The sequence below is a fragment of the Desulfarculaceae bacterium genome, assembly GCA_020444545.1.
In the GTDB taxonomy this organism is placed as follows: domain Bacteria; phylum Desulfobacterota; class Desulfarculia; order Desulfarculales; family Desulfarculaceae; genus Desulfoferula.
The window spans coordinates 513,561-535,807 of sequence record JAHLKT010000002.1 but is presented as its reverse complement, the minus strand read 5'-3'; the positions used below and the strand labels follow the sequence as shown (position 1 = coordinate 535,807).

The window sequence follows — 22,247 nt, the reverse complement described above, 5'->3', positions numbered from 1 at the left end:
TACTGGTGGCTGATGACGAAAAGCTGATGACCGAGCTCCTGCGCCGCTGCCTGGAGGACAAGGGCTACCGGGTCGTCGCGGCGGCCGACGGCAAGCAGGCTTTGGACCACCTGCGCGCCCACGAGTTCGACCTGCTCATCACCGACGTGCGCATGCCGTATCTCGACGGCTTGCAGCTATTAAAGGCGGCCAAGGACCTGAACCCCCGCCTGCCGGTGGTGGTGATCAGCGGCTACGGCGAGGCCGAGACCGTGGTGCAGGCCCTCAAGGCCGGAGCCGAGAACTTTTTGGCCAAGCCCCTGGACCTAGACGCCCTGGAGCACGTGGTGGAGCAGAGCCTGTCCCTGGCCAGCATCCAGCCCCGGGGATGCGCCCTGCCCACCATCTGGCAGCAGACCCGCATGGAGGCCCCCAGCCGTCCGGAGTGCGTGCAAGAGGTGGTCTACCAGCTGGCCCTGTCGGCGGTGGCGGTGGGCTTCGCCCGGCCGGACCTGGACAACCACCTGAAGCTGGCCCTGGTGGAGGCGGTGACCAACGCCATGGAGCACGGGAACCGCTGGGACCAGGACAAGCAGATCCGGGTGACCGCCGAGATCACCAGCGGCGAGATCCAGGTAACCATCCGCGACGAGGGCGAAGGCTTTGACCATCACAGCGTGCTCAACCCCACGGCCAACGAGCGCCTGCTCTCCGAACGGGGGCGCGGGGTGTTTTTGATCAAGTCCATCATGGATCAGGTGATCTACAACGAGTCGGGCAACGAGGTGACCCTGATTAAGCGGCAGGAGCCCGTGGCGGGGTGCGATTAGCCTTGACCCCGGTCTTCACCCCCCGATTCTGCGCGCTCTGCGGCGGCAAGCTGGCCGTGGCCGGCGGCCTTAACCCTGGCGGCGCGCCCTTCTACTGCACCGGCTGCGACGCGCCGGTTTACGAGGACCCCAAGGTGGCCGTGGCGGTGATCGTGGAAAACGGCGAGGGCATCTTGCTCTTGCGCCGGGCCCAGCGCGACCAGGCCCACGGCAAATGGATCCTCCCCGGCGGCCACGTGGACCGGGGAGAGGTGGTCACCGCTGCCGGGGTGCGCGAGGTGGCCGAGGAGACCGGCCTGGAGGTGGAGCTGACCCGCCTGGTGGGGGTCTATTCCTACGAGGGCAACCCCTGGGTGCTGGTGGTATACGCCGCCCGGCCAGTGGGAGGCGAGGTGGTGGCCGGACGCGAGGCGCTAGAGATCAAGGTGTTTGCGCCCGGGGAGCTGCCCTGGGACGAGCTGGGCTACGTTTCCACCGCCCACGCCATCAAGGACCACCTGGCCGCCGCCTAGCCCGCCCGGGCCTTGCCAAAGCAGGGCCTTGCTGGTATTTTCTCATTTCCCCGAAGACTTGCAATTACAAGAGAGTTTAAGGCCATGCAGTTAAAGCCCGAAAAACTGGCAGACCTCAGTCCCGAGCGCCTGAAGAACATCCTGGTTCGTTCCATGCAGGACGTTTCGGACATATACGGCTCCACCAAGGAGATCCTGGACGATATCCGCACTCGCGGCGACGCGGTGAATGTGGAGCACTACCTGAAGCTCAAGGACGACCTGGAGGCGGGTGACTTCCTGATCACCCCCGAGGAGACCGAGGCGGCTTACAAGGTGGTGGACCCCAAGGTGGTGGAGCATCTGAAGATCGCCGCGGCCAACATCCAGAAGTTCCACACCGCCCAGCTGGATCGCCCCCAGTGGCAGATGGAAGTGACCCCGGGCATCATTGCCGGGCGCAAGAACACCCCCCTGGACTCGGCGGGGTGCTACGTGCCCGGCCGGCGGGCGGCCTACCCTTCCAGCGTGCTGATGACCATCTTGCCCGCCGTGGTGGCCGGGGTTAAGCGGGTGGCCGTGTGCACCCCGCCCGACGAAGGCCTGACCGCCAACCCCTACACCCTGGTGGCCTGCGACATCGCCGGGGTGGCCGAGGTCTACAAGCTGGGCGGTCCTTGGGCGGTGGGCGCCCTGGCCTACGGCACCCAGACCATTCCCAAGGTGGCCAAGATCGTGGGGCCGGGCAACAAGTACGTGACCGCCGCCAAGATGCTGGTCTACGGCCAGGTGGACATCGATTCCCCGGCCGGTCCTTCCGAGGCCCTGATCCTGGCCGACAAGACCGCGCGGGCCGACTTTTTGGCCCTGGACTTCCTGTCTCAGGTGGAGCACGACCCGGACGCGGCCGCGGTGATGGTCACCGACGACGCGGAGCTGGCCCAGGCGGTGTGCGACGAGATGGCCCGGCTCTACCCCAGCATGCCCCGCCAGGAGATCATGGACCAGGCCCTGCGCTACTGCGCGGTGTTGGTGGCCGAGGACATGGAAGCCGCCCTGGAGTTCACCAACCAGTACGCAGCCGAGCACCTGGAGGTGATCACCGCCGATCCCTTCCTGACCCTGCAGAAGATCCGCCATGCGGGCAGCATCTTCATGGGCCCCTGGGCCCCGGTTCCGGTGGGCGACTACGCCAGTGGCACCAACCACGTGCTGCCCACCGGCCAGGCGGCCCTGAGCTTCAGCGGGTTGTCGGTGGACGACTTCATCAAGAAGCCCACCTACCAGTACTTGACCAAGGAAGGCTTGAGCGCCTTGGGCGAGACGGTGATAACCCTGGCCGAGGCCGAGGGCCTGCCCATTCACGCCATGTGCATCAAGAAGAGGCTTGGGCTGCTGGACTAGCCCGGACTTTTCACCATCCAGACCGTGACGGTGCGTCCGGCGTCCGGCTCTTTGGCCGGAGCGCCGGAGGCGCGCACCTGCATCCTCTCCGGGTCCACGCCCAGATCGCGCAGGGCCCGGAACACGCTGAGCGCCCGGGCCAGGGCCACCCCCGCATTGTCATAGTAGAGCTTGGCCGTGGCCGCCCCCAGAGGGGTGGCGTCGGCCCGTCCCTCCACCCATATCTCGGCGGACGGGGAGCCCTTGGCCGTGCCGGCGGCCTTTTGCAAGGCGGCGAGAGCCTGGCCGCTCAGCTGGGTGCGTCCCGGCCCGAAGCTGACCGTGGCCAGCAGGCCCGGGGTTGGGGCCGGGGCGGCGGCAGCCTGGGGAAGGGGCTGTGGGGCCTTGGCGGCCGCGAGCTTCTGCATGTCCGCCTTTTGGGCCCTCAGCTCGGCCAGCTGGCGGCGCTGGGTTTCCAGGTCTCGGCGCAGCCGGAGGTTGGCGGCCTCCAATTGGGCCAGGCGCGGCTCCGGGACGGCCGGGGCCGGGGCGGCCAACTGGCGGCTCACCTGGGCCAGGGACTGTTGCAGGGCGGCTTTCTCCTGGCTGAGGGCGGCCACGGCCAGGCGCAGCTCTTGCAGACTGGCCCGCACCTGCGTGCTCGAGGGTTCGGCCGGAGCCCGAGGGGCCGCCCGCTCCAGGGTGACGGCCTTGGCCGGCGTATCTGGGCCCAAGAGCGACCACAGCGCCCCGCCCACCAGCACGGCCGACACCAGCCACACCGCCGCGACCAGGAGCAGGAAGGCTGAACCACGGCGGTGACGGTAGAAGTGGTGGCGGCAACCCCGGCAGGTGTAAGGATATATCCCGAAGAGGCTGATGAAGCGCTCCTGGTTATTCTTGCGGTGTACGCGCCGGACCTCTTTGCTGCCGCATTTGGGACATGGCCGATCCTGGGACAAAAAAATCCTCCGAATCCTGGTGGGGGATGGAGTGGGGCTGGCGGCTATTTATGACCAGAGGGACGGTCTTGCTGCACTTATTGTAAACAAACTGTAATGGAAATGTGAACTCAAGTGATGATAATTCCGATTCCTGAGCATTTGGCCCAGGTTTTATCCCTGTATGCAAGAATTTTGCCTTTACCCTCCCATGCCGCCTATATATACTTGGGGCGCGGACTCCCGGCTGGGAACGGCAAGCCGTGCCGGGGGCATAGGCCAAGGGCCCGTGCCGGGAAACCGCCCGGCCGGCCGGACAGCGAGGATATAGCTTGAAGCGTCTGCGGTGGATAATCCTGGCCGTGCTGGCGGCCATCGTGGCCGGAGCCATGGCCGCGGCCATGCTGCACCAACCGGCCAAGCTGCCGGCCCTCAAGGCCGGCGACAAGGCGCCCACCGACAGCGACGGCCGCCCCCGCCTGCGAGGGCTCAACTACACCCACGTGGAGAACGGGGTGCGCAAGTGGAGCCTCAAGGCCGACCGGGCCCGCTACGAGGAGAACACCGGCAAGGTATTTTTGGACCAGGTGGCCATCGAGTTCTACCGCGACAAGGGCGGCCCCATATATCTCAAGGGCGACGAGGGCGTCTATAACCAGAAGACCCAGACCGTCACCCTGAAGGGCCACGTGGACGGCCACACCAGCCAAGGCGACCGGCTCACCACCTCGGTGATCACCTATCGCGACAAGGACAAGGTGGCCGAGACCGATGCCGAAGTCACGGTTGAAGGGGCCCAGTACAAGGTAGTGGGCCTGGGTATGCGGGTGCTGGTGGAAAAAAGCCTGGTGAAACTGAAACGCAACGTTCGTTCCACCTTCCGGCCTCAGGGCTCGGGCCCCCCGCCCGGGGCCACGGTGGACTAGAGCCCATTTTATTGCTCCGAGGGGAGATGACTATGACCCGGTTCCTGTTCGCAGCCGTCACCGCGGCCCTCGTGCTGGGCCTGGCCGCCTTTGCCGGCGCCGCCGAATTGCCCATGGCCTCCAGCGACCAGCCCATCCATGTGGTGGCCGACAGCCTGGAAGTGAACAACAAGACCCAGGTGGCCGACTTCATCGGCAAGGTCAAGGCGGTGCAGGGCGACGTGAAGATCACCTGCGACAAGCTCTCGGTGTTCTACGACCAGAACGCCAAGGAGTCCAAGGCCTCCAAGAAGGCCGAGGGCCTGATGGACGGCGGGGGCAAGGTGCGCAAGGTGGTGGCCTCGGGCCACGTGAAGGTGGTGCAAAAGGACCGCATCGCCGTGGGGCGCAAGGCCACCTACTGGGCCGGCGGCCGCAAGATGCTCCTGGAGGGCAAGGCCACGGTGTGGCGCGGCAAGAACCAGCTCTCCGGCGAAAAAATCACCGTGTTCCTGGACCAGGACCGCGCGGTGGTGCACGGCAAGCCGGGCAAGCGCGTGTCGGTGACCATCACCCCCAATAGCTTGAAGGACAAGAAGTAGCCTAAATGCCCCGCCTCAGTCTGGAAAACTTGGTCAAGGTGTACGGCGGCCGCCGCGTGGTGGACGGCGTATCACTGGAGGTGCGCGACCAGGAGATCGTGGGTCTGTTGGGCCCCAACGGGGCGGGCAAGACCACTTCTTTTTATATGACCAGCGGCCTGATCCGCCCTGACGAGGGGCGGGTGTACCTGGACCAGGAGGACATCACCGACCTGCCCATGTACCAGCGTGCCCGCCTGGGCATCAGCTACCTTCCCCAGGAGCCCAGCATCTTCCGCAAGCTCACTGTGGAAGAAAACGTGCGGGGCATCCTGGAGACCCTGGAGCTTTCCGAGGCCGAGGAGGAGGCCCGCCTGGAGCGCCTGCTGGGAGAGCTGGGCGTTAGCCATCTCCGGCGCAACCGGGCCTACAGCCTCTCGGGCGGGGAGCGCCGCCGGGTGGAGATCACCCGTCTACTGGTCACCGAGCCCAACTTCATTCTTCTGGACGAGCCCTTCGCGGGCATCGACCCCTTGGCGGTGGCCGACCTGCAAAACATCATCCGTCAGCTCAAGGAACGGGGCATCGGCATCCTGATCAGCGACCACAATGTCCGCGAGACCCTGGGCGTCTGTGACCGGGCCTACATCCTCAACGAAGGCACCCTGCTGGAAGAAGGCACACCGGACGCCATCGCCTGCAGCGAGGTGGCCCGCCGCATCTACCTGGGAGAGCAGTTCCGGCTGTAGCCAAACCATGGCCCTGGAAATCAAACAAACCCTTCGGCTAAGCCAGCAGCTGGTGATGACCCCCCAGCTGCAGCAGGCTATCAAGCTGTTGCAGCTCAACCGGCTGGAGCTTGCCGACACCATCAACCAGGAGCTGCTGGAGAACCCCATCCTCGAGATAAGCGAGGAGACCACCCAGGAGAGCCAGGACATCGCCATGGACGCGGGGGCCGAGCCTGAAAGCGACCCGGCCCTGCGCGCGGACGACATCGAGGAGGCCCACGGGGGCGACGAGATCGCGGCCGAGGCGGCGGCGGAGACCGCGGCCGAGCCCGAGGTGGAGGTGGACGGCAACGTCAACGAGGACTTCGACTGGGAGAACTACCTGGGCGAGTATTCCTCGGGCGGCTCGGGCTACGAGAGCATCGTGCGCGAGGAAAAGGACGCCCCGGCCTACGAGAACATGATCTCGCGGCCCCCTTCCCTGCGCGACCACCTCTTGGAGCAGCTGGCGGTCACCGGCCTGAGCCAAGAGCAGATGGCCCTGGGCGAGATGATCATCGAATCGCTAAACCCCGACGGCTATTTGCCCTTGGGGGTGGAAGAGGTGGCCGAAATGGCCGGGGCCGACCGGGAGCAGACCGAAGAGGTGCTCCAGGTCATTCACACCTTCGATCCCCTGGGCGTGGCCGCCCGCGACCTGCGCGAATGCTTGCTCATCCAAGCCCGGGAGCTATACCCCGAGGACGAGGTGGCCCTGACCATCATCGACCAGCACCTGGGCGACCTGGAGCGGCGACGCTACCAAGTCATTGCCAAGAAGCTCAAGGTGCCCCTGGAGCGGGTGGCCGCTGCCCTGGAGGCCATCCAGACCCTGGAGCCCAAGCCGGGCCAGGCGCTGAGCAACGAAGAGCCCTACTACATTACCCCGGACATCTACATCTACAAGGTGGACGGGGAGTACGTGATCGTGCTCAACGAGGACGGCCTGCCCAAGCTGAGGGTGAACAACTTCTACCGCGCGGCCCTGGCCGCGGGCGGCGACGCCGAGGCCAAGGAGTACGTGCAGGGCAAGCTCCGTAGCGCCCTGTGGCTCATCCGCTCCATCCACCAGCGGCAGCGCACCATCTACAAGGTCACCGAGTCCATCGTCAAGTTCCAGCGAGAGTTCTTCGACAAGGGCATCGCCTATCTGAAGCCCCTGGTGCTCAGAGACGTGGCCGAGGACGTGGGCATGCACGAGTCCACCATCAGCCGGGTGACCACCAACAAGTACGTGCACACCCCCCAGGGCGTGTTCGAGCTCAAGTACTTCTTCAACAGCGGCATCAACCGCTTCCAGGGCCAGGCCATGGCCTCGGAGGCGGTCAAGGAGCGCATCCGCAAGATTATTTCCGAGGAGAATCCGGCCAAGCCACTGTCGGATCAGACCATTGCTGATATGCTTAAAAAAGAAGATATAGACATTGCCCGCCGGACAGTGGCGAAATATAGAGAGATGTTGGGCATTCTGCCCTCCTCCCGCCGGCGGCAACCCCTCAGCGCCCTGAGCAAAAAAGGGCGTTGACAACCAACCGGCTGGGGGGTAAGCCACATATTCATTATTCTTCCGGGTGCCCATTTTATTGCCAAGGAGAACAGCAGCATGCAAATCCAGGTGACCTTCCGCCACGTGGAAAGTTCCGAGGCTGTCAAGGAATACGCCAGGGATAAGGTCGGCAAGCTACAAAAGTACCTGGATGGCCCCCTGGAGGCCAGCGTAACCCTGAGCGTGGAAAAGCACCGTCACGAGGCTGACGTTAACCTCATCGCCTCGGGCCTGAAGATCCACAGCCGGGAAACCACCGGCGATCTGTTCTCGTCCATCGACCTGGCCTGCGACAAGCTGGAAAAGCAGGTGCGCCGCTACCGCGACAAGCTCAAGAATGTGGGCCGCCGCGCCCGCTCCGAAGCCGCCGAGGTCCCCTACACCGTGGAGGTCTTGGAGGCCGAGAGCCTGCCCGAGGAGACCCCCCGGGTGATCATGAGCCAGAGCCTGGTGGCCAAGCCCATGAACGCCGACGAGGCGGCAATGCAGCTGGACCTGTCCGAAGACGACTTCCTGGTCTTCATCAACGAGCGCACCGAGTCGCTCAACGTCATCTACCGCCGTGCCGACGGCAACTTCGGCCTGATCGAGCCGCAGTAGCCTAGGAACGGTCCATGAAGCTCACCGACATACTCAGCCCTGATCAGGTGGTGGCCGACCTGGCCGGCCGCGGCAAACGCGCGGTCATGGAAGAGCTCTGCCGCCCCCTGTTGGCCCAGCACCCGGAGATCGAGCTCGGCGCGCTCATGGAGGTGTTGGTGGAGCGCGAAAAGCTGGGCTCCACCGGCATCGGCGACGGCATAGCCATCCCCCACGGCAAGATGGTGGGCCTGAACGAACTGATGCTCACCTTCGGGCGCTCACGGGCGGGGGTGGATTTCGATTCCCTGGACGGCAAGCCCGCCCACCTTTTCTTCCTGGTGGTGGCCCCGGACAACAGCGCCGGCACCCATCTCAAGGCCCTGGCCCGCATAAGCCGCCTGCTCAAAAGCAACGCGGTGCGCCAGGAGCTTCTGGAAGCCGGCGACGCCCGCGAGATTTACGAGATCATAGAGGCGCAAGACGAAGAGTTCTAAGCCTGCCTCAGAGACGGCGTAGCCGGCATGAGCCCCAAGCCAGACTCCAGCCCCTCCCGCTTCGTGGTCATCACCGGCCTGTCGGGATCGGGCAAGTCCACCGCCTTGAAGGCCCTGGAAGACCTGGGCTACTACGCGGTGGACAACCTGCCGGTGGAGCTTCTGCCCGCTTTTGTAAAGCTTCCCCTCAGCTCCCTGAACACACCCTTCCAAGCCGCCCTGGGCATGGACGTGCGCGGCCGCGGCTTTGTGGAGCGCTTTCCCAACACCTATCTGCGCCTGGCCAACGCCGGCCACCGCCTGGAGCTGTTGTTCCTGGAGGCCAACGACGAGGTGCTCATCCGCCGCTTCTCCGAGACGCGGCGCAAGCCCCCCCTGTCCGAGCCCGGGGAGTCGGTGCGGGTGGGCCTGGAGCGCGAGCGGAAGCTCATGGCCCCCATCCGGGCCATGGCCCACCAGATCATCGACACCAGCCGCTTCACGGTGCACGACCTGCGCATGGAGATCGTGTGCACCTACAGCCAGGAGGGCGGCCCGGCCGAGATGCAGGTGAACCTGTTGTCCTTCGGCTTCAAGCACGGCCTGCCCCAGGAAGCGGACGTGGTCATGGACGTGCGCTTTCTGCCCAACCCCCACTTCGTGGACGAGCTGCGCCAGCTTGACGGGCGCGACGCCCGGGTGGTAGATTACGTTTTTCGAGACGGGATCGCCGAGGATTTCCTTACGAGATTCAAAAGCTTGTTGGATTTTCTTCTGCCCCGCTACCAGCGGGAAGGCAAGACCCAGCTCACCGTGGCCCTTGGATGCACCGGGGGCCACCACCGTTCGGTGGCCGTGGTGGAATGGCTGGCCCGGGAGCTGAATATCCCGGGCACCCGCCTGACCATCCGGCACCGCGACGTAGCATTGGATTGAAACTTGATCGGATTGGTGATCATAACCCACGCCCGTCTGGGCCGCGAACTGCTCAATGCCGCCGAGTTCATTCTGGGCAAGGTGGAGCAGGCGGCCACGGTCACCGTGGACTCCTCCCTGGAGGCCGAGAAGCTGCACGGCCGCCTGGAGTCGGCCATCGACAAGGTGGACGTGGGCGACGGGGTCCTGGTGCTTACCGACATGTTCGGCGGCTCGCCCAACAACATCTCCCTCACCTTCCTGGAAGAGAACCGGGTGGAGGTGGTGACCGGGGTGAACCTGCCCATGATGATCAAAGCGGCCACCGGCCGCGACGGCGTCGGCTTGCAAGAGCTGGCCCGCAAGGTCTGCGAGGCTGGCCGTGACGCCATCTCCGCCGCCGGCGAGCTGCTCTCTGCCTGAGCCCGTCCTTCCTCCCGGCCTGGATATCACCTACCAAACCCTGCGCCAGGCCCACCTGGAGCAGGTGGTGGCCATTGAGGGGCAATGCTTTGCCAACCCCTGGTCGCGGGGCATGTTCGCCCACGAGCTGAGCCTGCCCTGGGCTATGGACCGGGTGGCCCTGGAGGCGGGCACGGAGCGGGTGGTGGGCTACATCATCCTATGGCTGGTGGCCGGCGAGGCCCAGGTGCAGAACATCGCGGTGGACCCGGAGTACAAGCGCCGGGGCGTGGGCCGCTGGTTGCTGCTCACTGCCCTGGCCGAGGCCAAGGGCCTGGGCGCGGTGTGGAGCGGCCTGGAGGTTCGCGCGGGCAACGCGGCGGCCCTGGCCCTATACCAGTCCCTGGGCTACGCCCGCCTGGGGGTGCGGCCCCGCTACTACCAGCCCGAGAACGAGGACGCCATCCTCATGGGGCGAGACTTGTAGCCGGCTAACAATGTTGGGGAAATTTCTTGACCCCCACCCCCCCTTAAGTTTACCTTAAAGTCAACCCTCATTTTGGGTGCCGGGGTTGGTAATACTTATTGTTTTCCCAGGGTTAACCCTAGGGGATTAAAGAGATTACAGGGATTGTCCTCGGCCCGGCCGCCAAGGTGCGCCGGGTGGGCGCCCTTGTCCCTGTACAACGTTCCCGCAATCTAATTTGCATCACCTCTCCAAGGAGGTTTACCCGCCATGGCAGTGACTGTCGGCATTAACGGCTTTGGACGCATCGGAAGGCTGGCCACCCGCATCCTGGGCAAGGGTCATCCCGAACTGAAGCTGGTGGCCATTAACGCCCGGGCCGATACGGCTCAGCTGGCCCACCTGCTCAAATACGACTCCGTGCACCGCACCTATGACGCCGAGGTGAGCTACGAGGGCGACGACCTGATCATCAACGGCAACCGGGTGGCCATTACCCGCCGGGACGTTCCCCACCAGTGCTACTGGGGCCCCAAGGAGGCGGACCTGGTGCTGGAGACCACCGGCAAGTTCAAAACCAAGGAAGAGTGCGGCGGCCATTTGGAGGCCGGGGCCGAGCGGGTGGTCATGGGCGCGCCGGGCAAGGACCCGGACCTGACCGTGGTCATGGGGGTCAACGACCACCAGTACGACCCGGCCAAGCACCAGATCGTCTCCAACGCCTCCTGCACCACCAACTGCCTGGCCCCGGTGGTCAAGGTCTTGAACGACAGCTTCGGCATCGAGCACGGCCTGCTGACCACCACCCACGCCTACACCATGAGCCAGCGCATTTTGGACGGCAGCTCCAAGGACATCCGGCGGGCGCGGGCCGCGGCCCTGAGCATGATCCCCACCACCACCGGCGCGGCCAAGGCGGTTACCTTGGTGCTGCCCGAGATGGAAGGCAAGCTGGACGGCTTCGCCATCCGGGTGCCCACCCCGGACGTGTCCCTGGTGGACCTGACCTGCCGCCTGGCCAAGGACGTGACCGTGGCCGAGGTGAACGACGCGCTCAAGGAGGCAGCGGACGGCCCCATGAAGGGCGTCCTGATGGTAACGGAAATACCTTTGGTTTCCATAGATTACACGGGCAGCCCCTACTCTTCGGTGGTGGACGCCCCCCTGACCCAGGTCATCGGCGGACGCATGGTCAAGGTGCTGGCCTGGTACGACAACGAGATGGGGTACGCCGCCCGTCTGGTGGATCTGGCGGCCCTGGTCGCCAGGAGCATGTAGGCCGGCCCGGGCATGATTCCGCCGGCCAGGGAGAGCCAATAACGGGCGGCGAGGGGGTTGAGGGGCCCCCGCGCCGCCGCGTTCCCCTTGGGAGAAGGGTAGTCAGTTGCAATACATAAATCAGGTCGATCTCGCCGGCAAACGGGTGCTGATCCGGGTTGACTTCAACGTGCCTTTGGACGCGGAAGGCAACATAACCGACGACAACCGCATCCGGGCCGCCTTGCCCACCATCAACTACGCCCTGGACGAGGACGCCAAGGTCATCGTGGCCAGCCACATGGGCCGTCCCAAGGGTAAGCCTGCCGAGGAGTTCTCCATGGCTCCGGTGGCCCGCCGCCTGGGCCGTTTGCTCAAAAAAGAGGTCACCATGGCCCCGGACTGCGTGGGCCCCGAGGTGGAGAAGCTCATCGAGCAGATGAAGCCCGGCCAGGTGGTGATGCTGGAGAACCTGCGCTTCCACAAGGGCGAGACCGACAACGAACCCGAGTTCGGCCAGGCCCTGGGCAAGCTCTGCGACGTGTACGTGGATGACGCCTTTGCGGTGGCTCACCGCGAGAACGCCTCGGTGGTAGCCGTGGTGAACTACGCCCCCATCAGCGTGGCCGGCTTCACCATGAAGAAGGAGCTGGACTACTTCCGGCGGGCCATGCTGGACCCGGCCCGGCCCCTGGCGGCGGTCCTGGGCGGGGCCAAGGCCATGACCAAGCTCCCGGCCCTGGAGAACCTCCTGGAGCACGCGGACAAGATCGTCATCGGCGGGGCCATGGCCAACACCTTCCTGATGAGCGTGGGCATCGACGTGGGCAAGAGCCTGCACGAGCCCGAGCTGGTGCCCGTGGCCAACGTGCTCTTAAAAAACGCCAAGGCCGCCGGGGTGAAGGTTTACATCCCGGTGGACTGCGTGGTGGCCGACCGCTTCGACCGCCACGCCGAGACCAAGCTGGTCACCGTGTTGGACGTGCCCAAGGAATGGATGATCATGGACATAGGGCCGGCCACCAGCCTGCTCTACCGCGAGGCCTTGCGCGACTGCAAGACCATCATCTGGAACGGGCCCATGGGCGCCTTTGAGATGGACGCCTTCTCGCGCGGCACCTACAACATGGTCTCCACAGTGGCCCAGACCTACGCCATGACCATCATCGGCGGCGGCGACACCGACGTGGCGGTGAGTAACGCCGGGGAGATCGAGAACATCAGCTACATCTCCACCGGCGGCGGCGCCTTCCTGGCGCTCCTCACCGGCGAGGTGTTGCCCGCGGTGGAGGCCCTGGGCGGCTACACCGGCCTGGAAAACGGCGGCTCGGCCCACTAGACACAGGGAGAAGGACCTAATGGCGCGCAGACTGCTCATTGCCGGCAACTGGAAGCTCAACAAGACCGTGGAAGAGGCGGTTACCCTGGCCGGGGATATCGCCTCCGGCCTGGTGCGCGACGACCTGGATGTGCTGGTGATCCCGGGCTTTTTGGCCCTGGAGCCCGTGGCGCTGAGTCTGAGCTCCAGCCCGGTGCTGGTGGGCGGCCAGAACCTCTTCTGGGAGGACGAGGGCGCCTACACCGGCGAGGTAAGCGGGCCTTTCCTCAAAGCGGCCGGGGCGCGCTACGTGCTGGTGGGCCACAGCGAGCGGCGACAGTACTTCGGCGAGACCGAGCGCACCTGCCGCCTGCGCATGGAGGCCGCGCTGCGGGCCGGGCTGTTGCCCATCCTCTGCGTGGGCGAGACCCAGGCCGAGCGCGAGAGCGGCCAGACCGAAGGCGTTTTGGAGAGCCAACTGGCCGGGGCCCTGGCCGGGTTCATGCCGGGACACGCCAACAAGATCACTATCGCCTATGAGCCGGTGTGGGCCATCGGCACCGGTTTGACCGCCTCCAACGAGCAGGCCAACGAGGCGCACGCCTATATTCGGGCATGGCTAGGGGCCCGATTTAACAAAGACGTTGCGAACTCCACCAGAATCCTGTATGGAGGTAGTGTCAAGTCGTCCAACGCGGCCGGCTTGTTGAATCAACCCGAGGTGGACGGAGCCCTGGTAGGCGGGGCCTCCTTGTCCGCCGAAAGCTTTCTGGGGATTATCCAGGCGGCCTAACTGGAAGAAACTCGAGTTCATGGACACCATTACCCTGATCATTCATCTCCTGTCCAGCGTAACCCTGGTCCTGGTGGTCCTCTTGCAGACCGGCAAGGGCGCCTCCATCGGCGCGGCTTTCGGCGGGTCTTCCCAGACCGTCTTCGGCAGCGCCGGCGCGGCCACTTTCCTGAGCAAACTGACCACCGTGGTGGCCATCGTGTTCATGCTCACCTCCCTGGGCCTGGCCATCCTAGGCCATCAGGGCGCGCCCTCTTCCGTCATGGAGGGCACGGGCAAGGCCGCGGCCCCCATGGCCGCTCCGGCCAAGCAGGCCGCTCCGGCTGCTCCGGCCCCAGCCCCCAAGACCCCGGCTCCGGCCACCAAGTAAGGCTAGCGGGGCATACGATGATTTTCCAAGTGCCGTCGTGGTGGAATTTGGTAGACACGCCGTCTTGAGGGGGCGGTGGGGCGACCCGTGCCGGTTCAAATCCGGCCGACGGCACCACACATAGAACCATAAAACGGGCACTTGCATGTTGCAAGTGCCCGTTTTGCGTCTGGCAGCCGTCTGGCATCCTGAATTCTGTCAGACGCAGGTGATGGCTGTGAATCGGCATGCAAAAATGACCCAGTTTTGGCAGTAATTGGCGTCCAAAATTGACCCGTCCTCAGCCAGGCATCCTCCACAGCGCCAAGATGACCACCGCACTCTTGGATCGCCTGACCCACCACTGCGGCATCATCGAAAACGGCTACGAAAGCCGTAGGTTCAAGAGCAGGTACTGACTTAGAACCTCAAACACCAAAGCCCCCAAAGGAGGCCAAACCATTGCGTACGGAGGTGGGTCAGCATTCGACGCCTATCCTGGATCAATTTTCAATGCCGATTGACAGTAAGTACCTATTGCTCATGATTCGGGATACAAATAAGACCTGGCATCGGCCAGAAGTCATCTGCCTAATGATGATGGTGGGGTGTACGGGGCTTCGTTAGATGTGGACTGGCGAGACAACCTCTATTGGTTTAGGCTATTATTAAGATGTTAGAATCACTGTCCAACGCCGCCCGCAGGCACTGAACCGCGCTTCCTCATGGACAACGATACGTTCCAGCGAGATTCTTCCTCCTTGACGCCGCGGGAAAGCGCCAAGCGCCACGGCCGGTCCGAAGGCGGCCCTATCCTGCAATCCGGCCGCAATGCTTGGCGCTTGGCACGCGCCCAACGCCTGGCCGTGTTGGTGGACGGTGAGGAGTTTTTTGACGCCCTTGTTCAGGTGGCACAACAAGCCCAGCATAGCCTTTACGTCCTCAGTTGGGACATCGACAGCAAGCTGCATCTAAACCGGGGCCACGACGAGCCTCCCCTTTATTTGGGCGAGTTCCTCAGCCGGTTGAGCGAGAAACGTCCCCAGTTGCGGGTTTACATCCTCAACTGGGACTTCGCCATGATCTACGCCCTGGAGCGTGAGTTCCTACCAATCTTCCATCTAGGCTGGCGCACCGACGGCGGGGTGAGGTTCGCCATGGACGGCAAGCACCCTTTGGGAGCCTCGCACCACCAAAAGGTGATCGTGGTCGACGACGAGCTGGCCCTGCTGGGCGGATTCGATCTGGCCCGCAACCGCTGGGACACTCACGAGCACTCTCCCGAGGACACGAGGCGGATCAATTCCAGGGGGAAAAACTATGGCCCCTTCCACGACGTGCAGGCCATGGTGCAGGGCCCGGCGGCCGCCTGCCTAGGTGAGCTCTTCCGCTGGCGCTGGCAAAGATCGCAGGGCGAGGAACTCTCCGCGCCGCCCGAAGCCGGGGCCGACCCTTGGCCCGGGGAGGTCGCGCCCGCTTTTCACGATATCGAGGTAGCCCTGGCGCGGACCCTGCCGGCCTATGACGGCGAGCCTGAAATCCGCGAAGTGGAGCGGCTTCATCTCGACGCCATCGCCTCGGCCCAGCACTTCATATTCCTCGAGAACCAGTACCTCACCTCCTGGAAAATAGGCCAGGGCCTGGCCGAGCGTCTGCGCGAGGCCGAGGGGCCCGAGGTGATATTGATCCTCCCCCGGCGGGCGGTGGGCTGGCTGGAGGAAAGCACCATGCACGCCCTGCGCATCCGCCTGCTGAGAAGACTGCGCGAGGCGGACCAGCATGGTCGCCTGAAAGTCTACTATCCCCACGTCCCCGGACTGGGCGAGGGAGAGTTCGTCAATGTGCATTCCAAGGTGCTGATCGTGGACCATCAGCTTTTGAAGGTGGGCTCGGCCAACGCCTCCAACCGCTCCATGGGCCTGGACACCGAGTGCGACCTGGCGATCGAGGCCGGCGACCCAAAGACGGCCTCGGGTATTGCCGCCCTCCGAGACCGCCTGTTGGGCGAGCACCTGGACGTGGCCCCCGAGGACGTGGGCGTGGCGGTGCGGGAAAAGGGCTCCTTGATAGCGGCGGTGGAATCCCTGCGTGGCCCGGGGCGCAGCCTGCGGGAGCTGGACGAGCATCCGCCCGAGTGGCTGGACCCCGAGCTGATGGACAGGGACCTCCTGGACCCGGAAAAGCCCATCGAGGCCAAGAGCCTGGCCAAGAAGTTCTTGCCCGACGAGACCCGCCTGGCCTCCAAAGGCAAGCTGGTCGGCCTGCTGATTCTCCTGCTGGTACTGGGAGGCCTGGCCGTGGCTTGGCGCTGGGGCCCCCTGTCCGGGGTGCTCGACGCCTCGGCCCTGGCCTCCTGGGCCTACCGGTTCAGTCACGGCGCCACCGGGGTGCTTTTGGTGCTGGGGGCCTTTTTACTGGGCGGGGCGGTGATGCTGCCGGTGACTCTGCTCATGCTGGCCACCGGCCTGGTCTTCAGCCCCTGGCTCAGCCCGCTCTATGCCCTAGGCGGCTGCCTGCTAAGCGCGGTGGCCTTCTATTGGATCGGCCGCCTGCTGGGGCGCGAGGCGGTGGAGCGGCTGGCCGGCGACGGCCTCAACGAACTGAGCCGCCGGCTGGCCGAACACGGCATCATCAACGTAGCCATCATGCGCAACCTGCCGGTGGCCCCCTTCACGGTGGTCAACCTGGTGGCCGGGGCCTCGCACATCAGCTTCCGCGACTTCGCCCTGGGCACCGCTTTGGGCCTGCTGCCCGGGGTGGTCCTGTTCACCACCTTCGCTGGCAGGGTGAAAAGCGCCATACAGGACCCCGGCCCCTGGCAGATCGCCGCCGTGGTGGCCGCCGCCGCCGCGCTGTTCCTGCTGGCCGCCTGGTCCAAGCGCCGTCTGACGGCGGAAGAAAAGGACGAGGCTTGATCGGACGATTCGCGGCAGCCGCATCCGGCGGCCGGGGCCGCCCCCTGCTGCGGGCGGCCACCTGGAACGTGCACCGCTGGGTGGGCTCCGATCGCCGCCAGGACCTGGAGCGCAGCCTGGCGGTAATCGACAGCCTGGGGGCCCAGGTGATCGCCCTGCAGGAGGTCTGCCCCGCGCTGGGGGGAGGCTGCGCCACCTTTGCTCAGGACCTGGCCGGGCGCACCGGCTACCGGGTCGTAGCCGGGCCAACCCTTGAAGACGGGCGGGGCGACTACGGCAACGCGGTGCTCACCCGCCTGCCGGTGCGGGGGGTGCGCCGCTGGGACCTCTCCCAGCCCGGTCGCGAGCCCCGGGGAGCCCTGGAGGTGCTGCTGGAACGCGGCGGCAAGCTAGTGCGCCTGGTGGCCACCCATCTGGGCCTGCGCGCCGGGGAGCGGGAGCGCCAGATGACCCGCCTGCTAGAGAAAATGGGACCGCCGCGCGGCGACCTGGACATCTTGGTGGGCGACTTCAACGAGTGGCGCCCCTGGGCCGCCCTGCTGCGCAACATGCGCCGCTCCTTCCAGCCCGGCCCCCGCCTGGCCACCTTCCCCTCCCGCGCGCCGCTGTTGCCCCTTGACCGCATCTGGCACCGCCCCGCCTCCTGGCAAGCCGAGTATCAACTGGGCGGCGAGCCCGCCTTGGTCCGGGCCGCCTCGGACCACCTGCCCCTGGTGGCCGGCTTTCATCCCCCCGCCTGAGCGGGGCCTCGTTTTACTAAGATTGCTGGCTGAAGGCCTCGTAGCCAGAGACGATGTCCAGAAGCTCCTCGGTGATGGCCGACTGGCGGCGCTGGAAGTAGTACTTGGTGAGCTCGTCCAGGCGCTCGCCGATGCTCTTTTCCGCGCCCTGCATGGCCGCCAGGCGCGAGGCGTTTTCGCTGGCCGCGCTCTCGGCCAGGGCCTGGAACAGCCCGATGAACAGGTATTGCCTGAGGAAGGCCGAGAAAAGGGCCTGGGGGTCCATGGTGAAGGCGGGCAAGCTGGGCCCCTCCCAGGGCTCTCGCTGCAGCCGGTCCAGCCAGTCGCGGTCCAGGGGCAGGAGCTCGCGCTTGATGGGCTTGTATGCCGCGCCGCCGAGCTGGCGGTTGTAGAAGAGCCACACCCGGTCGATGCCCCGCTGCTCGCCCCAAATCTGGATTAGGAAAAATAGCTGGTGCACCAGGGGGGTGATGCCCGCGATGGAGCCGGGCACCTGGAGGTAGCTCTCCACCTCGCCGCCGGCGTCCTCCCAGGGGCCCAGCACCCGCTGGCCCACTCCCACCATGGGCAGCCCGCCGAGCTTCACCCCGGCGGCGCGCAACTCGTCGAAGGCCAGGGAGGACACCTGCTCATTGAACGACCCGGCCATGCCCTGGTCCGAGCCGAAGACGATCACCCCCAGGTTGCCGTGGGCGGTGCGCCGGGCCCGGGGGGGGCGTCCCCCGGCCCCCAGCACCACGGCCAGGCCCAGCTCCACAGTGCGGGCGTAATCGGCCAGGGAGCGCACCGCCTTCTCATACTGGCGGATGTTCACCGCAGCCATGGCCTTCATGGTCTTGACCACGGACTGTAAATCCTCGGTGCTGCCCAGCTTGCGCTTGAGGCCTTCCACCGTCTCCATGGCTAGGCCTCGTCCCCGGCTTGCGGCTCATCGGCGGCCTCCGGCGGGGCCTCGCCGGGCTTCATGTCCAGGGCTTGCCGGGCGGCCTGGGCGATCAGTTCCAGGTCCTCGTCGCTGAGTTGGTTGCCCTGGGCAACGGCCTCGGCCAGCTCAGCCAGGGGGCCGCGCATCACCCGGCGCACTTCCTCTTCCGCCTCGGCCACCCGGTCCAGCTCCAGGCCGTCGAACAGCCCCTGATTCACCGCCACAAGCACCGCGATCTGCTCGGCCACGGGCATGGGCTGGTATTGCGGCTGCTTGAGCACCTCGCGCACCCGGCGGCCCCGCTCCAGGTTCTTGCGGGTGTCCTCGTCCAGACGGCTGCCGAAGCGGGCAAAGGACTCCAACTCCTCGAACTGGGTGTAAGAGAGCCTGAGGTCGCCGGCCACCCGGTGATAGGCCGGAAGCTGGGTCTTGCCCCCCACCCGGCTCACGCTCTTGCCCACGTCCACTGCGGGCAGGATGCCCTTCCGAAACAGCTCGGGGTTCAGGTACACCTGGCCGTCGGTGATGGAGATGAGGTTGGTGGGGATGTAGGCCGAGAGGTTCTGGGCCTCGGTCTCGATGATGGGCAGGGCGGTGAGCGAGCCGCCGCCGTGCTCCTCGCGCAGGTGGGTGGAGCGCTCCAGCAGACGCGAATGCACGTAGAAGATGTCGCCGGGAAAGGCCTCGCGCCCCGGCGGCCGCCGGAGCAAGAGGGAAAGCTCGCGGTAGGCCCGGGCGTGGCGGGTGAGGTCGTCGTAGACCACCAGCACGTCGCGGCCCTGGGCCATGAACCACTCGCCGATGGTGGTGGCGGCGTAGGGCGCGAAGAACTGCAGGCCCGGCGGGTCCTCCTCGGTGGCCACCATGACCAGGGAGTACTCAAGGGCCCCGGCCTCGCGCAGGCTCTGAACCACATGGGCCACCGCCGAGGAGCGCTTACCCACCGCGCAGTAGATGCACACCACCCCCTTGCCGCGCTGGTTGAGGATGGTGTCCAGGGCCAGAGCGGTCTTGCCGGTCTGGCGGTCGCCCAGGATCAGCTCACGCTGGCCCCGGCCGATGGGGATCATAGCGTCCACCACCTTGAGCCCGGTTTGCAGGGGCACCGTTACCGGGGCCCGCTGCATGATCTCCGGGGCGGGGCGCTCCACGGGCAGGGTGTCCGAGGAGTCCACAGGGCCCAGGTTGTCCAGGGGACGGGCCCGGGTGTCCACCACCCGGCCCAGCAGGCCCTCGCCCACCGGGGTGTCCAGCACCCGGCCGCTGCGGCGCACCTCGCCGCCCGCGCTGAGGCCTTCGCCGTGGTCCAGGAGAATCACCCCCACCTCGCGGCGGTCCAGGTTGAAGGCCATGCCCTCCACCCCGCCCTCGAGCAGGAGAATCTCCTCGCTCTTCACTCCGCGCAGGCCGCCCACCCGCACTACGCCGGGCCCCACGCTAAGCACTTCGCCCACTTCCTGCAAACGGGGGCGGGGCTCCGGTGCGTCGGCCGCCTGGCTCAAGGCCCCTTCCAGGGCCTCCAGCGCGCGGCTAAGCTCCTCGGGCCGCTCAGGCATCGGAGGCTTCCTCCTGAGCCGGAGCTGCTTCAGCCTCGCGCTGGGCCCCGCTGTTGAGGGCCTGGGCCAGGCGCTCCACCAGGCTCTGTTCCATTTCGCTCAGATACTCGTCCAGGCTCCAGGCCAGCTTGCGGCCGGGCAGGCGTATCTCCAGGCCCAGGATCAGCTCCGGGTCTTGGCTGAACTCCAGCTCCGGCTCGCGACCCATGAGCCCGGCCAAGGCCTGGGCGATGCGCCCGCGCTGCTCGTCGTCCAGCTCGAAGGCGGCGCGCACCTTGAGGCTCCCGGCCTCCCCCAGCGTCTCGGCCAGCTCCCCGCGCTCCTGGCCCTCCAGGGCCTTCAGCTTGGCCAGGAACACCTCCAGGGAGAGCCGGTCCACCTCGGCCCCGGCCAGATCGGTCAGGGCCCTCCGGGCCATGCCCGCCGCGCCCTGGGCCGCCAGGCGGGCCAGGTCTCCGGCCAGGGCCTGCCGGTCGCGGGCCAGGGCTTCGCGCCAGTTGTTGCGCTGGCCCTCCACCTCCTGCTTGGCCTGGCTCACCAGCTCGCGGCGGCGCGTTTCGGCCTGCTCCTTGGCCTCGGCGAGCATGGCTCCGCTTTCCTCCTCCAGCTCCAGGCGGCGCCGGGCCAGCTCCTTTTCCTCTTGGGCGGCTTTTTCCTCGCGGGTTTCGGCCTGGGCGAAACGCTCGGCGATGGCCGCCTCCCGCTGGTCGATGGCCTTGATGATGCGGTCGTAGAGGAAGTGCTTCAACAACCACACCAGGATAAGGAAGTTGACGACCTGGGCCGCCACGGTGAACCAATCAAGTAGCACTGGGCTAGCTCCCCGCCTTGGAAACCACGTAGTCCCAGAAGGGGTTGGCGAACAGGAGGATCATGGAGACCACGAAGCAGTAGATGGCCGTGGACTCGATCATGGCCAGGCCCACGAACAGGGTGCGGGTGATGGTGTTGGATTCGTCGGGCTGCTGGGCCATGGCCGCCAGGGCCTGGGCCACGGCGCGCCCCTCGCCCAGGGCCGGGCCGATGGCGCCCAAGCCGATGGTGATGCCCGCCGTGGCCACCGAGATCATGCCGATGAGGCCCAAGTTATCCATGGTCGTCTCCTTTCGCCAAGGCCGCTTCGCGGGCCTTTTGTTCGCGCTGGTCCTGGATACGGGCGGCCGAAGCGATGTAGACCATGGCCAGCACCGCGAAGATATAGGCCTGGATCATGCCGGTGAGAAGGCCAAGGGCCTGCATGACCACCGGGAAAAGTATGGGGGTGATGGCCAGGAGGATGGCCGCGATCTTGGTGCCGCTCATGATGTTGCCGAAGAGCCTGACCGCCAGGGCCAGGGTGCGGCTCAGCTCGCCCAGGATGTTCATGGGCAGCATGATGGGCGAGGGCTGCACATACTGCTTGAGGTAGCTGGCAAAGCCTCGACTCTGGATGCCGTAGATGGGCACCCCGATCAAGACCACCAGGGCCAGGGCCGCAGTGGTGGAGAGCGAGGCGGTGGGCGGCACCCAGCCGGGAATGATGGCCAGAAGGTTGCTAAGGGCGATGAACAAAAACAAGGTGCCCACGAAGGGCAGAAAGGGGGTGGCGTCGCGCTGGGCGATCTCCCGAATCTGGTCCCGCATCGCAGTGACGATCACCTCCAGGAAGTTCTGCCAGCGGGAGAGCTCGCGCCTGGCTTGCAGGTTGCGGGTGGCCAGCCAGGAGCCCAGGGTCAGCAGGAACATGGTGATCCAGGTGTAGACGATGGTGGCGTTGAGTTTGGCCCAGTGCCAGGACCAGAACACCAACACGTCGGGGCTGATGTCCTTGATGCCCATCAGGTCCAACGATTCCATCAGGCGCTCTCCCCGGCCGGGCGCAGTCGGCGCACCAGGATCAGGCGCATGGCCACGACGCCCGCCACGGCCACGGCAAGGCGGCGCCAGTCCCCGGCCATGACCCCGTAGAGCACCGCCAGGCTCACCCCCATGCGCAGCCCCAGGCTGCCCAGGGTGAGCAGGGCGGGATGCCGGGAGGCGGGCAGGCGGCGCACCGTCCACCACAGGCCGTAGAAGAAGAACCAGCCCACCGCCAGCCCGGCCACAAAAGCCAGGGCCAGGGTTATGGGTTGCAAGCCTTGTAAAAACATC

25 protein-coding genes, 1 tRNA gene and 1 pseudogene are annotated in these 22,247 nt (G+C 66.0%); 20 read left to right on the top strand and 7 right to left on the bottom strand.

The window, feature by feature from the left end; genetic code table 11:
• Window positions 1-5 precede the first annotated feature (5 nt).
• From KQH53_06910 to hisD, 3 genes are all read left to right on the top strand, one after another.
• Window positions 6-809: a response regulator gene (locus tag KQH53_06910; GenBank protein ID MCB2226392.1), complete on the top strand. Its 804-nt coding sequence runs from the start codon at window positions 6-8 to the stop codon at window positions 807-809.
• Complete coding sequence (locus tag KQH53_06905; protein ID MCB2226391.1) at window positions 800-1,321, top strand: NUDIX domain-containing protein; 522 nt, start codon at window positions 800-802, stop codon at window positions 1,319-1,321. Before KQH53_06910 ends, KQH53_06905 begins: the two co-directional genes overlap by 10 nt.
• A gap of 84 nt (window positions 1,322-1,405) precedes the next feature.
• Window positions 1,406-2,704, top strand: coding sequence for a histidinol dehydrogenase (gene hisD, locus KQH53_06900; protein MCB2226390.1), 1,299 nt, complete (start codon window positions 1,406-1,408; stop codon window positions 2,702-2,704).
• Here the strand turns inward: hisD and KQH53_06895 are convergent.
• A complete protein-coding gene (locus KQH53_06895; GenBank protein ID MCB2226389.1) occupies window positions 2,701-3,645 on the bottom strand; it encodes an OmpA family protein in 945 nt (314 codons plus the stop codon). The genes hisD and KQH53_06895 overlap by 4 nt on opposite strands.
• 311 nt (window positions 3,646-3,956) lie before the next feature.
• On the opposite strand from KQH53_06895, the gene lptC reads away from it, so the two are divergent.
• The 17 genes and pseudogenes from lptC (at window position 3,957) to KQH53_06810 (ending at window position 17,636) form a co-directional block, all read left to right on the top strand.
• Window positions 3,957-4,550 (top strand): LPS export ABC transporter periplasmic protein LptC, encoded by a 594-nt coding sequence (lptC, locus tag KQH53_06890; protein MCB2226388.1) that lies wholly within the window; start codon window positions 3,957-3,959, stop codon window positions 4,548-4,550.
• 32 nt (window positions 4,551-4,582) lie between these two features.
• Entirely contained in the window at window positions 4,583-5,131 is a 549-nt protein-coding gene (lptA, locus tag KQH53_06885) for a lipopolysaccharide transport periplasmic protein LptA (GenBank protein ID MCB2226387.1), read from the top strand.
• A 20-nt stretch (window positions 5,132-5,151) separates the two neighbouring features.
• Entirely contained in the window at window positions 5,152-5,859 is a 708-nt protein-coding gene (lptB, locus tag KQH53_06880) for an LPS export ABC transporter ATP-binding protein (GenBank protein ID MCB2226386.1), read from the top strand.
• A gap of 7 nt (window positions 5,860-5,866) precedes the next feature.
• A complete protein-coding gene (rpoN, locus tag KQH53_06875) occupies window positions 5,867-7,405 on the top strand; it encodes an RNA polymerase factor sigma-54 (protein MCB2226385.1) in 1,539 nt (512 codons plus the stop codon).
• Between the two features lie 78 nt (window positions 7,406-7,483).
• Window positions 7,484-8,026 (top strand): ribosome-associated translation inhibitor RaiA, encoded by a 543-nt coding sequence (raiA, locus tag KQH53_06870; protein MCB2226384.1) that lies wholly within the window; start codon window positions 7,484-7,486, stop codon window positions 8,024-8,026.
• A gap of 14 nt (window positions 8,027-8,040) precedes the next feature.
• Window positions 8,041-8,502: a PTS sugar transporter subunit IIA gene (locus KQH53_06865; GenBank protein MCB2226383.1), complete on the top strand. Its 462-nt coding sequence runs from the start codon at window positions 8,041-8,043 to the stop codon at window positions 8,500-8,502.
• 27 nt (window positions 8,503-8,529) lie between these two features.
• Window positions 8,530-9,417, top strand: a complete 888-nt coding sequence (rapZ, locus tag KQH53_06860) for an RNase adapter RapZ (GenBank protein MCB2226382.1) — start codon at window positions 8,530-8,532, stop codon at window positions 9,415-9,417.
• Window positions 9,418-9,420: 3 nt separating this feature from the next.
• Window positions 9,421-9,819, top strand: coding sequence for a PTS sugar transporter subunit IIA (locus KQH53_06855; protein ID MCB2226381.1), 399 nt, complete (start codon window positions 9,421-9,423; stop codon window positions 9,817-9,819).
• Window positions 9,779-10,285 carry a ribosomal protein S18-alanine N-acetyltransferase gene (gene rimI, locus KQH53_06850; protein ID MCB2226380.1) on the top strand — a complete coding sequence of 169 codons (507 nt, stop codon included), beginning with the start codon at window positions 9,779-9,781 and terminating at the stop codon, window positions 10,283-10,285. The genes KQH53_06855 and rimI overlap by 41 nt, the downstream gene beginning before the upstream one ends.
• A gap of 249 nt (window positions 10,286-10,534) precedes the next feature.
• The gene (gap, locus tag KQH53_06845; GenBank protein ID MCB2226379.1) at window positions 10,535-11,542 is read left to right on the top strand and encodes a type I glyceraldehyde-3-phosphate dehydrogenase; all 1,008 of its coding nucleotides are present in this window, start codon (window positions 10,535-10,537) and stop codon (window positions 11,540-11,542) included.
• Between the two features lie 106 nt (window positions 11,543-11,648).
• Window positions 11,649-12,860, top strand: coding sequence for a phosphoglycerate kinase (locus KQH53_06840; GenBank protein MCB2226378.1), 1,212 nt, complete (start codon window positions 11,649-11,651; stop codon window positions 12,858-12,860).
• A gap of 19 nt (window positions 12,861-12,879) precedes the next feature.
• Complete coding sequence (gene tpiA / locus KQH53_06835) at window positions 12,880-13,632, top strand: triose-phosphate isomerase (GenBank protein ID MCB2226377.1); 753 nt, start codon at window positions 12,880-12,882, stop codon at window positions 13,630-13,632.
• Window positions 13,633-13,651: 19 nt separating this feature from the next.
• A complete protein-coding gene (gene secG / locus KQH53_06830) occupies window positions 13,652-14,002 on the top strand; it encodes a preprotein translocase subunit SecG (GenBank protein MCB2226376.1) in 351 nt (116 codons plus the stop codon).
• Window positions 14,003-14,033: 31 nt separating this feature from the next.
• Window positions 14,034-14,119 (top strand) — tRNA-Leu (locus KQH53_06825).
• 185 nt (window positions 14,120-14,304) lie between these two features.
• Window positions 14,305-14,400, top strand: a pseudogene (locus KQH53_06820) (ATP-binding protein).
• A 423-nt stretch (window positions 14,401-14,823) separates the two neighbouring features.
• On the top strand, window positions 14,824-16,896 hold the full coding sequence (locus tag KQH53_06815) for a VTT domain-containing protein (protein ID MCB2226375.1): 2,073 nt from the start codon (window positions 14,824-14,826) through the stop codon (window positions 16,894-16,896).
• The gene (locus KQH53_06810) at window positions 16,893-17,636 is read left to right on the top strand and encodes an endonuclease/exonuclease/phosphatase family protein (GenBank protein ID MCB2226374.1); all 744 of its coding nucleotides are present in this window, start codon (window positions 16,893-16,895) and stop codon (window positions 17,634-17,636) included. Before KQH53_06815 ends, KQH53_06810 begins: the two co-directional genes overlap by 4 nt.
• Window positions 17,637-17,652: 16 nt before the next feature.
• Here the strand turns inward: KQH53_06810 and KQH53_06805 are convergent, their stop codons facing one another.
• The 6 genes from KQH53_06805 to KQH53_06780 are packed head-to-tail and all read right to left on the bottom strand — an operon-like array spanning window position 17,653 to window position 22,246.
• On the bottom strand, window positions 17,653-18,537 hold the full coding sequence (locus KQH53_06805) for a F0F1 ATP synthase subunit gamma (protein MCB2226373.1): 885 nt from the start codon (window positions 18,535-18,537) through the stop codon (window positions 17,653-17,655).
• Between the two features lie 2 nt (window positions 18,538-18,539).
• On the bottom strand, window positions 18,540-20,117 hold the full coding sequence (locus KQH53_06800; protein ID MCB2226372.1) for an alternate F1F0 ATPase, F1 subunit alpha: 1,578 nt from the start codon (window positions 20,115-20,117) through the stop codon (window positions 18,540-18,542).
• The gene (locus tag KQH53_06795; protein ID MCB2226371.1) at window positions 20,110-20,928 is read right to left on the bottom strand and encodes a F0F1 ATP synthase subunit delta; all 819 of its coding nucleotides are present in this window, start codon (window positions 20,926-20,928) and stop codon (window positions 20,110-20,112) included. Before KQH53_06795 ends, KQH53_06800 begins: the two co-directional genes overlap by 8 nt.
• Window positions 20,929-20,932: 4 nt before the next feature.
• Window positions 20,933-21,211, bottom strand: a complete 279-nt coding sequence (locus KQH53_06790; protein MCB2226370.1) for a F0F1 ATP synthase subunit C — start codon at window positions 21,209-21,211, stop codon at window positions 20,933-20,935.
• On the bottom strand, window positions 21,204-21,935 hold the full coding sequence (locus tag KQH53_06785) for a F0F1 ATP synthase subunit A (protein ID MCB2226369.1): 732 nt from the start codon (window positions 21,933-21,935) through the stop codon (window positions 21,204-21,206). The genes KQH53_06790 and KQH53_06785 overlap by 8 nt, the downstream gene beginning before the upstream one ends.
• A gap of 17 nt (window positions 21,936-21,952) precedes the next feature.
• Entirely contained in the window at window positions 21,953-22,246 is a 294-nt protein-coding gene (locus tag KQH53_06780) for a hypothetical protein (GenBank protein MCB2226368.1), read from the bottom strand.
• Window position 22,247 lies beyond the last annotated feature (1 nt).

What these genes read in the sequence shown, in the direction of transcription:
- secG (MCB2226376.1), top strand. Translation starts at nt 13,652, where the DNA reads ATGGACACCATTACCCTGATCATTCATCTCCTGTCCAGCGTAACCCTG.
- rapZ (MCB2226382.1), top strand. Translation starts at nt 8,530, where the DNA reads ATGAGCCCCAAGCCAGACTCCAGCCCCTCCCGCTTCGTGGTCATCACC.
- rpoN (MCB2226385.1), top strand. Translation starts at nt 5,867, where the DNA reads ATGGCCCTGGAAATCAAACAAACCCTTCGGCTAAGCCAGCAGCTGGTG.
- raiA (MCB2226384.1), top strand. Translation starts at nt 7,484, where the DNA reads ATGCAAATCCAGGTGACCTTCCGCCACGTGGAAAGTTCCGAGGCTGTC.
- KQH53_06780 (MCB2226368.1), bottom strand. Translation starts at nt 22,246, where the DNA reads ATGTTTTTACAAGGCTTGCAACCCATAACCCTGGCCCTGGCTTTTGTG.
- KQH53_06805 (MCB2226373.1), bottom strand. Translation starts at nt 18,537, where the DNA reads ATGGAGACGGTGGAAGGCCTCAAGCGCAAGCTGGGCAGCACCGAGGAT.
- KQH53_06785 (MCB2226369.1), bottom strand. Translation starts at nt 21,935, where the DNA reads ATGGGCATCAAGGACATCAGCCCCGACGTGTTGGTGTTCTGGTCCTGG.
- KQH53_06865 (MCB2226383.1), top strand. Translation starts at nt 8,041, where the DNA reads ATGAAGCTCACCGACATACTCAGCCCTGATCAGGTGGTGGCCGACCTG.
- KQH53_06790 (MCB2226370.1), bottom strand. Translation starts at nt 21,211, where the DNA reads ATGGATAACTTGGGCCTCATCGGCATGATCTCGGTGGCCACGGCGGGC.
- lptA (MCB2226387.1), top strand. Translation starts at nt 4,583, where the DNA reads ATGACCCGGTTCCTGTTCGCAGCCGTCACCGCGGCCCTCGTGCTGGGC.
- KQH53_06800 (MCB2226372.1), bottom strand. Translation starts at nt 20,117, where the DNA reads ATGCCTGAGCGGCCCGAGGAGCTTAGCCGCGCGCTGGAGGCCCTGGAA.
- gap (MCB2226379.1), top strand. Translation starts at nt 10,535, where the DNA reads ATGGCAGTGACTGTCGGCATTAACGGCTTTGGACGCATCGGAAGGCTG.
- tpiA (MCB2226377.1), top strand. Translation starts at nt 12,880, where the DNA reads ATGGCGCGCAGACTGCTCATTGCCGGCAACTGGAAGCTCAACAAGACC.
- hisD (MCB2226390.1), top strand. Translation starts at nt 1,406, where the DNA reads ATGCAGTTAAAGCCCGAAAAACTGGCAGACCTCAGTCCCGAGCGCCTG.